Origin of the sequence: Streptantibioticus cattleyicolor NRRL 8057 = DSM 46488 (genome assembly GCF_000240165.1) — a bacterium.
GTDB lineage: Bacteria > Actinomycetota > Actinomycetes > Streptomycetales > Streptomycetaceae > Streptantibioticus > Streptantibioticus cattleyicolor.
Window position 1 is genome coordinate 481112 of the sequence record NC_017586.1, and the last position, 12262, is coordinate 493373.

Here is a 12262-nt window from a genome sequence, read left to right on the forward strand (position 1 = left end):
TCAGTCTTCGAGCAGGTACAGGTCGTCAAGGTGGCCGACGAGCCCTTCGGCCACCTCGTCCGTGGTCTGCCCGGTGCCGAGGCGCTCGGCGATCACGGCCCAGTTGGCGGCGACGGCATCGCGCACCGCTTGCCTGGTGGGCATCTGATCGATCAGTTTGCTCTCGGTCATGGCGTCGTACAGAGCCGTGTACGGGTCCTTGCCGGAAAGATGGCGGCCGAGTGTCTCGAACAACGACGACGGTGCGACGAACGCCGCCATCGCGCGGTTCTCCGCGAAGTTCGCAGCCCGGTTGTATCCCTTGTCGTGGTTGAAGACCTGCTCGATCCCCGCCTCGTCGTCGAAGAGACCCTCCGGTGCATTGTCGATGACCGCCCACAGGCGGTGCGCCCACTCCTCGAACGCGCCGCGCGTCGCCTGGATGTCCTGGAACCGCTGGACCTGCTCGCTCTCGATGACCGGGCGGTCGAAGGCGCGCCGGAAGCCTTCGGCCACCTCCTCGATGCCGTACCGCTCGATGAGGCCGATCACCGCGTCGGTGCGCAGGCGCAGCACCGCGGAGGCCCGCAGCAGGGCGTGGCCGGCCTCGTGGTGGACGTACACGGTGGGCTGCTCCGCGAGCACGTGGGCGAAGTGCCGCATCCTCGGCGCCTCCTGCCACGCCTCGTCGGCCAGCGCGGCGATCTCCTCCCGCACCGGCGTGGGATCGTCGGCCATCCCCTGTCCCCATCGCCGCGCCGGCTCCGCACGCCTACCGGGGCGCGCGGAGCGCTCCGGCGCCGGCGGCTCGGCTGCGTGCCGCGCCGCCGCCGGGTGGCCGCCCCCAGCGTCGTGCACGGCCTCCTCCTGGGGAGACTGCTTCCGGCGTGGCGACGGCAGCAGCGGCTGGGTCTCGGCGAGGCGTACGCGGACGTACTGCAGACCCGAGGGGTCCCGTTCCGGGCGCTGCGAGAGCACCCGCAGCACCATCTGGCGCGGGAACCACACCCGGCCGGCCGGGGTTCGCGGAGCCGTGGTGTCCACCTCGAAGAGGACCAGGGTGCCGTCCGGGGCACCCTCGGCGTCGAGTCGGCGCAGCGCGTCACGGGCGGCCGATTCGTCCGAGGCCGCCGGGTGGATGGCGGGCACGGCCACCACGTTCAGCTCGGACATCGGCGTGCCGGGCAGGCGGGCGGCCCACCAGGCGCGGGCCGGGGGACGTACGCCGACGAGCAGGTCCAGCGCTTCGAAGGCCAGGCCCTCCTCGAACGGCGTCAGCGACTCCGGGCCCCCCGCGTCCAGCCGCTGGAGCGCCAGTGTGTGCGCCGTGCTCAACCCCTCGTAGCTCGCGCCGGGCCGGCCGTGTCCGGCCGCCAACGCCTGCCGTTCGTAGAGGACTTCGTGGGGCAGGCGCAGCCGTTCCAACAGGTCGGGGTCGCTGGTCCGTTGCGACGGCTTGAACAGCGCGTCCGCGCCGATGTAGAGCTGCGCCGCGCCGCCGGAGAGGGCGGCCACCTCGTGGGCGTTGTGCTGCCCCCCGAAGCGGCCCATCAGATGCTCGGTGGCGCGCAGGATGTCGTACAGCGCGCTGCGGTTCTCCTGCAGCCGCCAGGCCAGCATGGCCTCCAGGAAGCGCCGCGTGCCGACGGAGTCTTCGCCGGCCATCCTCTGGTAGTGCTGCAGCATCCACTCCTCGGTGGGGGCGTCTCCGTAGATCAGCGGGATCCCCAGCTCGGTCACCCAGTCCGCGTACTCGTCGGAGTTGCGGTCCATCTGATGCAAGGGCCGCCGGTCGCCGGTCGGCAGAGCCCGCATGTACAGGTTCATCAGCTTCGGCAGGGGCGTGGCCGTCTCCCCTGCCGTCATGCGCTCCACCTCCGCCTTCAGCGCGTCCTCGGTGATGTCGGCGGGCAGCCCGAGCCAGTCGGCGATCCTGTCCCGGACCTCCTGGTGCGCGCCCCCTTCCGCGTAGGCGAGCCGGGCGGCCTTCTTGGCGACGGCGTGGATGGCCGGGTCCTGGGCCAGCGCCTCGCCGAGGGCGTCCTCCCAGTCCAGTGCGGCCTCCTGCCATTCGCGCGGGTGGTCCCGGTACACCGGCGCCAGCATCCCGGCGGCGTCGGCGACGTCCTGTTCCCGCAGCCGGGCCTCGGACTCCAGCTCCGACCGTTCGCGGGGCGGGGCGAAGACCCAGCCGGCCTTGGGCCCGCCGGGCTTCTCGGTCAGTGACACCTCGTGGTCGTCGGTGTGGGAACCGGTCACCGTGGTGGCCGCGTCGCCGGGGCGGCGTGCTGCGTCGGCGAACCGCTGGACGAGCGGGGGTACGCCGCCGCCCTCGGCACCGGCGTGGCAGGCCACGAGGGCCAGCCGTTTCCTGTGGTCCGTGCCGGTGTCCGCCATCAGGCGGTCGACGAACCGGCCGAGCCGGCGCGGGTCGACGGCGTGCCGTCCGAAGCGCCCGGGCAGATCGTGGAAGTACGCCCCGCTGCTGTGCATGGAGACGACGAAGGTGTCGTCGGCCTCCTTGGCCCACGGCAGGGGGCCCTCGACTCCGGTCGGCCGGCGGTCGGCGTCCAGCACGCGGTAGGTCCCGGCCCGCAGGACGGCCGGGTCGGCCTTGTACATGCGGCTGCCCCACCAGTACAGCGAGCTGAACGCGCTGGCACCGGAGGGCCCACCGGTCTTCGGGTCGGGGACGACCCGGGTGGTGATCTCCCGTTCCCAGACCTGCTCGGGCAGCGGTTGCGCGGTCTCCTCGGCGGTGACGAGCAGGTATTCCCGGCCGGTGCGGAAGTCGTAGCCGAAGTCGATGTCCTTGACGCGCACCGTGGTGTCGGTGGCGTACAGCACGGTGTCGTAGCGCGGGAACCTGGCGAACGGTGCGACGGGCACGCCGGTGGAGTCGACCACCTTCACCAGCACGGCATGCCTGGTGTCGTCCGTCGGCGGCAGGTCGCCGAGGATCAGCCCCCCGTTGGCGGAACCTGGTGCGAGCGCGGGGATGGTGAGCGGGTCCCCCTTGGTGAACCCTTGGCCGCCGCGCAGCGGTCCGGGCCGGGTCATCGCCCACCAGCCCGGCACGCCGTCCGGCAGCACCGGCAGCATGGCGAGCCCTTCCCGCGCCATCGAGGCGTGCGACCGCAGGGTGCGGCGGATGCCTGGCACGAGTCGCGGGACGCGCGCCAGCATGCCGTCGAGGTCGGCGTCCTTCCAGCGGTCGAAGAACTCGTCATCGGCGAGGAGCAGTTGCGGCATGCGTTCCCGGCCGTTGGCGAACTCCCGGCGCACCAGCTCGCTGGCCCGCCGGGTCAGCAGCCGTTCGGTCTCGGCGTCGTCGCCCAGGAACCGGTCGTGCAGCAACGGGCCGTCGGTGCTGGCCAGGCTGACCGCCACCACATGGCTGAGCTGGAGATTTTCCCGCGGGATGCCGGGGATGCGCGTCCGCAGCAGCCAGCGCCGGTAGGCGTCCCGGCGTTCCCCGCCCAATTCCATCCGGGCCCACTGGCCGACCCCGCTGTCCATCCCGGTCAGCGTGCTGATCGCGGCCATCCGGTGCGAGGACATCAGGCCCCTCGCCGTCCGGTTCAGGTACGCGGTGCGGTACGGCGGCTCCAGGTCGCGTTGGTCCTCGGGGGCGAGGCCGTCCAGGTGCCGCTCGTTGGTGTTCGCCATGCCGTTGAACCACGCGTAGAGCCGGGCGGCGTCGACCAGTGACGGGTCCGGGTCGGTCTCGTCCCGGACGCCGGCCTCGTGGGACGCCTGGAGGACCTCCCACAGCGAGTTGCCGTATCTGGTCACGAGGTTGTCGATCAGCAACACCTCTCGGACCATCATCACTTCATGCGGTTCCAGCCCGAGGTCCTGGACGACCTGGAGCAGACGCTTGGTGTGTTCGGCGGAGCGGCCGGTGAGCCGTACGCCGCGCTGTTCGCCGATCACCCGGCGGGTGTGTTCGTCGTGCGGCCGGCCGACCGGTTCGTCGGTGGGTATGCCCCGGGTGTTCAGCTCGGGGTGGTCCCGCCACAGGCGGCTGAGGGTGAACGGCTCCGCATTGCCGAAGCCCACCGCCTTCCGGAACATGCCGAACAGTTCCCCCATCAGCCGGGGCGAGGGCTTCTGCTTGAGCAGGGCGTTCAGTCGGTCCGCCGCGTTGCCGCCGCTGAGGAACGCCTTGGCGGCGTCCGCGCGCCCGTAGTGCCCCGCGAGGTGGTTCCACAGGCGCCGGGTGGCCTTGACCATGAACGCGGCGGCGTCGCCGCTGTGGAACAGCGCCCTGCCCATGGCGTACTCGTGCTCGTCCGCCTCGTCCTCCCACTTCGTCCCGGCGTACAGATCCGGGTACAACGGCGGGAAGTCGTCCAGGCTCGCGGCGTTGTGATGTTCCGCCGCCGGGTACTCCGGCCGCGTCGCCGTGCCGCTGACCGGTGCCTGCGCGACGGGGGTACGTCCGTGCGGCAGCGCGGAGACAAAGGTGGCCGGGGTGCCGTCGGAACGCTCCAGGACGTGGATGCGGGCTGGCTGCTCTCCGGTGGCCGGGGTGACGGCCGCACGCGAGGCGGGGACGTGGGCGGCGATACCGGTGACATCACGGATCCGGGCCGCCGTCGCCGCCAGCTCGGCGGGGGCCGCATCCGGCTGACACGACGTCAGGACGATGTCGGTCGCGTCGGCCGGCAACTCGTCCTTGATCAACGACAGCAGCCCGTCCACATCGAAGACCACCGGCTTGTCATCAGCCGTCGCGCCCCGGAACCTCCCGCCCTCGGCACCGTGCGAACCCCACACCACCACCTTCGCGTCCGCCGCCACCGGCAACCCACGCCGCGCACTGACCAGACGACCACTCCCGTCCCGCCACCACTGCGTGTACTCCCGCGCCTCGGAAGCATCCCGGTACGCGTCCCGGCGCACCGCGGCGTCGGCCCGGGTGAACGACGTCAGACCCGACACCCGTCCGTCACGACCCGGGATCTTCTCGACCACCACCGGGGACGGCGGCGCGTCGTGGGTCGTGGCGGAGGGGGCGTTGACGTACGCCTGCGCCGGGTAGCCGGTCGGGTGGGTCTCCTCGGCCACCGCTGACCGCAGGTCGGCCACGCTGCCGGTGCGGCCGAAGGCGTCGGCCCGGGCCACGTGGACCAGCAGGGTGCCCAGGTGGGCGGCGTTCACCGGGGCGTCGGGCGGCAGGTTGAGCACCTGGCGGGTGAGGGCGGTCAGCGCGGCCCGGGAGCCCGAGCCGGCGAGGCGTTCGGCGGTGGCGACCGCGGCGGTCAGCGAGCGGTGCGCGGGGCTGTTGGTGATGCGCGGTCCGAAGAGCCCTTCCACCACGTCGGCCCGGCGTTCCAGGGCGGCGGTGGGCTCGGCGGGGCGCACGGCCACCCTGCTGTGGTACGTGGGCACCGGGGCCAACGGAGGCAGCGGGGTGCCCATCGATACGGCGGCCGAGCTGAGCACCACGGGGAGCGACTGGGCGAGTTCCGGCTCCGGCTGTCCGACGGCGGCGTGGTAGCGGGCGGAGAGAGCGCGCAGACCCGCCCAGTTCAGCGGCTGCTGGTCGCCGCCCCGGGCCCGCCACTGGTCCAGCGCCCAGAAACCACGCAGCATCGTGTCGAACGTGGCGGGGTCGTCCTCCAGCAGTGGCCCGTAGACCAGCCTGGTGGCCCGTATCCAGCGCAGCACCTGCGGTGCGCGGGCCGGGTCGCCGGTGATCTGCCCGGCCAGCCGGGCGAGTCGCGGGGTGGCGGGTTCGGGGCGGAACCCGGCGAGCCGGTCGTTCTCGGCCAGTTGGAACCGTGCGCCGAGGCCGCGTGCCGGGTCGGCGAGCGCGAGCACGGGTTCGTCCCCACCGGCGGTGGCCCACACCCAGCGGTCCCAGCTGTTGGCGAGGAACTGACCGGCGACCGGCTGCTCCAGCGGATCGTGCGACGGCTCCCCCGCGATGTCGGCACCCATGACCACCACGGCGGTCTCCGGCGGCAGCGTGGTCAGCACGGGATCGGTGGCGAAGAGGAAGTCGACCAGCCGCGCGTAGTCGAAAGTCTCCGTCTCGTCGTCGTTGAGCGTCAGCTCGACGGTGTCGGCATCGCCGCGTACGCCGACGATGTACGCCTGGGCGAACGGCAGTTGCTGCGGGGCGGTCTCGGCCACCACCTCGACGCGGGCGGGGTCACCCTGCACCGGCATCCGCCGCGCCCAGGTGACGCTCCGCGTGAAGGGCAGCAGGCTGTAGGTGTCCTGCCGCTCGTCCCAGGAGGGCCGGGAGGAGACGGCCACCGTCTTCTCCTGCGGATCGGGGTGCTTGGTGATCCGCAACCGGCCCAGCGGGATCCGGTCGCCGTCGTCCGTGACGAGGTGGGCCTGCCACCGTTCCATGGCGAAGGATTCGGCTGGCTCCTGGGCGAGCGCGGGGAGGGCACGACGGGCCGCCTCGACGACCCGCTGTGCCGTCTGCCGCTGGTCGCCGGGGAACTGGCCGAGCCGTGCGTACGCCTCGTCGACCAGGGTCCGCAGCCGCTCCTGGGTCACCATCGGCACCGGCTCGCCCACGGCGTGGAACGCCACCGCATGCGCAAGCCCGTCGGCTTCCGGCCCCCCGATGAGCGGTCCGGCGTCCGGCAGTTGCCGCACGGCCATCGCCAGGAACGGTGCCATGGCCCGCACCGGCGGGTGGCCGAGGATGCGCCGGACGGACTCCTTCAGCACGTCCTCGGGGAGCGGGAGCGGGAACGCCCGCGCCGTCTGGTATGCCTGCCGGCTCTCGTCCACCAGCTCGGTGACGGTCCGGCGGATCTCCTCGGGGGTCATCAGCAGCCGGTTGATCGCCCAGAACCGCAGTTCGGGCAGGACGAGCGGGACCGCGAGCCGGCCGTCGTCGGTGTCCAGCCGGGGGAAGTCGTCCATGCCGATCGTTTCCGACTGGCTGACGGTGCGTCCTTGAGGGGTGCGTCCGGTGAGCACGGCCGCCACGTGGTCCCGCACGGAGGGCGCGTCACCGACCGAGGCGTCGAGCAGGCCGGGGTGGAGCACGGGCGGCTCGGGGTTCCACCGCCTGCTGGACTCCATGGTCTCCAGCACGCCGTCGAGGTAGGCCCGGCTGACCCTGCCGTACTGACTGTTCAGGAACTCCCTGGTACGTGGCCGCAGCCCGGGCAGGACGCGGTCGAACGGGTTGCGGGAGGCCACCGCCACCCAGTTCTTGATGATGCGGTCGGGCAGCATCACGGCGTTCGGCCGGGCCGCGACGTGGCTGAAGGTGTACCAGGCGTACCCCCAGACCTCGTCGACGTCGGGGATGACCGCCAGGAACGGCAGCGCCTCGTACGGTACCTCGGCGCCCATGAGGTTGCGGACGAACTCCCGGGCGGCGTGCTGCCCGACCTGCCGGCCCTTGTCGTACACCTCGTCCAGGCCCTTGGCCCGGGCGCGCCGCTGGTCGGCGACCTCGTGCAGCATCCGCAGGCCGGTCACCGGCCAGCCCGGCGTGGGCTGGGTGTACGCGGGCGGGTTGACGCCTTCGGTGCTGGGCAGGACGACGGCCTTGCGGCCGAGTTCGGTGACCCGCCAGCCGGGCGGCAGGATGTCGGCGAGGCGCAGCGGGGTGCCGTGGGCGTCCGTGGTGCCCAGCGCCGTCCGGCCCTGTTCGAGGTGGCCCACCACAGTCGCGGGCGGTGGCCGGTGTTCGTCCTCGTTGGCCGCCATCGGGACGGTGACGAACTCCGCGATGAAGTGCTCCTCGCCGTCCTCCTCCGGTTCCTGGCCGTCCGCGCCCCGTGCGTCCTGCTTGCGCCGGTGGAGCAGGCCGGTGTCGGGGCTGCGCCAGAACTTCCGGTGGTCGGTGACGATCTGGCCGTCGGGGCCTTCGGCGAGCACCACCTTGGGCAGGTCGGGTCGGGGGTTCCCGTTCTCGTCCCGCGAGACGATCGCCGCGTGCGTCTCGGGGTCGAACAGGATCACATGGTAGTCCTCGACCTCCAGTCCGACGGCGTTGTGGTGTTCCGCCGCCGGGTACTCCGGCCGCGTCTCCGTGTCGCTGAGGAGTGTCTGCGGGACGGGGGTACGTCCTTCGGGCAGCGCGGAGACGAAGCCGGCCGGGGTGCCGTCGGAACGCTCCAGGACGTGGATCCGCGCCGGCTGCTCCCCGGTGGCCGGGGTGACGGCCACCCGCGAGGCGGGGATGTGGGCGGCGATACCGGTGACATCCCGGATCCGGGCCGCCGTCGCCACCAGCTCGGCGGGGTCGGCATCCGGCTGACACGACGTCAGGATGATGTCGGTCGCGTCGGCGGGGATCTCGTCCTTGATCAACCCCAGCAGCCCGTCGACGTCGAACTCCACCGGCTTGTCGTCGGTGGTCGCGCCCCGGAACTTCCCGCCCTCGGCGCCGTGCGAGCCCCACACGACCACCTTCGCGTGCGGCGCCACCGGCAGCCTGCGCGGCGTACTCACCAGACGGCCGTCCGCGTCCCGCCACCACTGCGTGTATGCCCGCTCCTCAGCGGCGTCCCGGTACCCGTCCCGGCGCACCGCGGCGTCGGCCCGGGTGAACGACGTCAGGCCCGACGAACGCCCGTCACGACCCGGGACCTTCTCGATCTTCACCTGGGAACGCAGCACGTGGTTCCCGGGGTCGGTGATGGCGCCGTCGGCCAGCAGTCTCGCGGCCGAGTCGCGGGTCATCCGGATCACGACCGGGTGCGGGATGGGCACGTCGACCTCGGCCTGGGCGTCCTCGATGCCCAGGGCGTGGCGGGCGCTCTCCCGCAGCCGGGCGGCCAGGCGCAGGTCGACGGTGAACTGGACCAGGGCCGACGGGCCGGAGAAGACCGCCACCGACGGGCTGCCTCCGTTGCGCTGGGCGGTCTCGGTGGTGCCGTGACCGGTGGTGAGTGCCAGCGTCGGCTGGTAGTCGTGGAGGTAGGTGACGCCGTAGTCGAGCCAGCCGGGCAGGGGCAGGCCCTGTCCCGCGACGGTGCCGCTGTCGCCGAGTGTGTTGCCCTGTCCGCGCTCCGCCAGCCGCATGGCGCCGGGTGTGTCGGCCACGGCGGCCTCGAAGTCGGCCTGTTCGCCGGCGCCGAGCACCTCGCCGTCGGTGAGGCGGGCGTGGACGAGGACGTCCAGGTCCTCGCTGCCGATGAACCGCTTGACGAACGCGGGCGGCAGCGGCATCCCGCTCGCGGCGAGCACCGGCAGCGCCGAGCCCAGCCACTCGGCGGAGACCTCTTCGCGCACCGTGTACGCCGCCGGCCGGCCGACGGCCCGGAAGTCCGGTGACGCGTCCAGCTCGCGGGTGAGCGCGGCCATCCCGGCGCGTACCAGCGCGGCTCCGCGGAAGCCGTTGGCCTGCGCCTCCCACGGCAGCGGTACCCCGGAGGCACGCCACCGCTCCAGCGGTACGAGCGGCCCCGACGTGGCGTCCGGCGGCGGCAGTTCACGCGGCGGACGCAGTCCGGCCAGCGCCCGCAGGTCCGACTCGGGGAGACGGAGGAGCAGGTAGCGGTCGTCCTCGGTGGGGGTGCCGCTCCGGCCGGCGGGCGGCGCCAGGTCCACCGACATGATCGGCCGGGCGTCCTCCGGCTCCCCGACGCGGTACAGGTCCAGCCGGGCGGAGACCGGGATGCGGACGGTGACCAGTCCGGCCTTGTCCGGGATGGCGGTCCGCACCGAGGTCACCAGCGCCTGGCGCACGGTGTCGGCGAACGAGCGCTGGGCGCCCGTGCCGCCGGCCGGAACGGCGGCGAGTCCGCCGACGGAGTCGGAGACCGCGCCGTCGGCGAGCACCATGGTCTCCATCGTCGGGCCCCACCCGTCCCTGGTGGTCGTCCCGGCGTCGAGCGCGGCCTTGGTGGAGTAGGCCAGTCCACGGCCCCGCGTCGGGTCGCCCTCGACGGTGCCCTCCTGCCGGGTGAGCACCAGCCGGGCCCAGTAGGCGCGGTTGCCGCTGCGCTGGTCGAACAGCTCCACGGAGAGGTCCCCGTCGGCCAGGCTGGTCAGCAGGTTCACGGCGCCGTCGAGCATCGTGCCGAGCCGTTCGGTGTTGTGCCGTTTGTCGTCCAGCAGCTTCTCGGGGAGCAGGTCGACGGGGACGAGGTCCTTGGTGAGCTTGCCGGCCCGGGCGGTGAGCTTGTCGCGCAGCGCGGGCAGCAGCCGGCCGAAGTCGGGTGCGTGGCGGACGTCGCCGAGGCCGAGCGGGCTGTCGGCGGCCAGGCGCGGGGCGGGGGCCGTGACGGGAACGGGCTCCGCCGTGGTCGCGGCGGGCTTCGGCGTGGCGGCGGGCGTGACCTCCGACGTGGCGGCGGGCTTCGGCGTGACGGCGCTGGGCGCCTCCCCGGCCGCCTCGGTCGTCGCGGTCGTCGCGGTCGTCGCGGTCGTCGCGGTCGTCGCGGTCGGCGCGGTCGGCGCGGTCGGCGCCGTGGCCGGCTGCCGGGACGCCACCCGCTGGTCGATCTGCGCGCCGAGGCCCAGCGCCCGCGCGTCTTCCTCGGTCAGCAGCGCGGTGACGGCTCCGGGCAGGAGCCGGCCGCCGGTCTTCAGTTTCGCGGGCAGGAGGCCGACGGTCACCTCGGCGGCCATGAGGGCTTCGAGGTCGGCCTGGACGAGGACGATCCGTTCGTCCGCCCCGGTGGTGACGGTCCGCTCGTTGGCGGCGCTGGACGCCAGGGACGACTGCTTCGACCTGGTGAAGCCGAACCCGGGGGTGACGCCGCCGAGGAGGAAGAGGTTCTCCGGGGCGCCCGCGCCGCCGGACATCGCGGAGAGCTTGACGAACCGGCCGGCTTCCCTGGCCCCGGACGCCTGGTGGCCGCCGGTCAGTGTCCGCTCGGTGGCCGGTCCGTCCAGCACGTCGAGCACGGACGGGTTGACCACGTGGAACCGGCTGCCCACCGCGCCGGACAGGGTGCCCGCCCGGCGTTCGTACCGCAGTCCGTCGACGACCCAGGCGCTCTTGGTGCCGCGCGCCAGACCGGCCGGGAGGGTGTCGGTGCTGAACCGTTCCTCGATCCACAGCGCCGGGTCGAGCCCGGGTGCCGTGAACGCCTCGTCGCCGCCGGCCGCGTCGGTCAGCAACTCCTGTGCCAGGTTCCGGAGTTCGGTGCCGTCCCCGGCGAGTTCCATGGCGAGCCACTGCTTCAGCGGGTGCCTGGCGGCGTCGGGGGCCGCCCACGCCGGGTCGTACATGGTGTTGATGCCACGCAGCGCGGGGACCGGGACGGACCGGGCCCGCCCCGTGGTGCGCGGCAGGGCGTCCCGGCCGTCGGGGAGCGTGAGGGCGGTGGGGGTGGTCAGCCGTACCGGCACCGGATCGGTGCGCACGTCGCGTACGCCGTCCGTGGTCTCCGGGCCGGCGCCGGTGCGGGCGATGACGGTCGTCCCGGGGGCCTGGCGGCCGAAGCGTCCGGGGGTCGCGTACCGCCGCCAGGTCCGGGGGCGGGTGACGGAGGTGATCTCCACGTCGAACGCGAGCACGGCGTGGTAGGCGCTGGTGTCGCCCGCCCCGGCCGTCACCCAGGCGGCCCCCGTGCTGAGGCCCGCCTGGTTGTTGCGTCCCCGGGTGGCACCGGCCGCGGCGGAGAACGTCAGGTACAGGTGGCCGGGGATGGGCTTGACCGAGAACGCGCCGAGCAGCGAGACGCCGTCCTGTCCGCCGCCGCCGCTCAGTGCCGTGTCCGCCAGCTTGGCGGTGCGGCGCAGCTTCCAGTCGGTCAGCCGGCCCTGGTACTCCGGTTCCGTCAGCAGGCGGCCCTTGACCCGCACCTGTACGTATTCGTTGTGGGCCCAGCCCTTGCGGCGCAGCCGGGCGGGCAGGCCGGTGGTGAGCAGTTGGCCCTTGCGGGCGCTCAGGGTGGCCGGGGAGAGGACGGTGGTGAGCGTGCGGTGGTTGTTCCGCATGCGTTCGTGGTCGGCGGTGGTGGTGAAGAAGCCGGACTTGTTGGCGTCGCCGAAGCCGGGCAGGAGCCCGGCGAGCCTCGGGTCTTCGGCGAACACCGCCTCGATGCGCTGGACGAGATGCGCGGTGTCCGGCATGGAGAGCGCGACGTTGGGGCTCGACGGGCCGAACAGCGGGCGGCGCCGTTCCTCGGGGTGGCTCAGCAGCGGCGGGACCTTCGGGTGGCCGCCGGGCAGTTTCAGCCCCAGCGACACGGCCTCCTCGGGGCGCAGGCTGAGCCAGGCGGTGACGTCCTTGTAGGCGGGTCCGCCGGCGAGCCCGGCGCGCATCGCGGTGGACCGGGCACCGGTGCCTTCCGCCCAGATCCGCACCCGGGCGCGGTAGACCACGCGCGGCCCGGTG

General features: G+C 73.4%; 1 protein-coding gene (only partly in view). It reads right to left on the bottom strand.

Going from position 1 to position 12262, the window contains the following annotated elements; genetic code table 11:
- Positions 1 to 12262, bottom strand: partial view of a WXG100-like domain-containing protein gene (locus tag SCATT_RS01930; RefSeq protein ID WP_014627318.1) — the 3' portion only. Its footprint extends 30434 nt past the window's final position; 12262 of the gene's 42696 nt are visible here — the last part of the coding sequence; the start codon falls outside the window, past its right edge — the gene reads right to left on this strand; its stop codon occupies positions 1 to 3.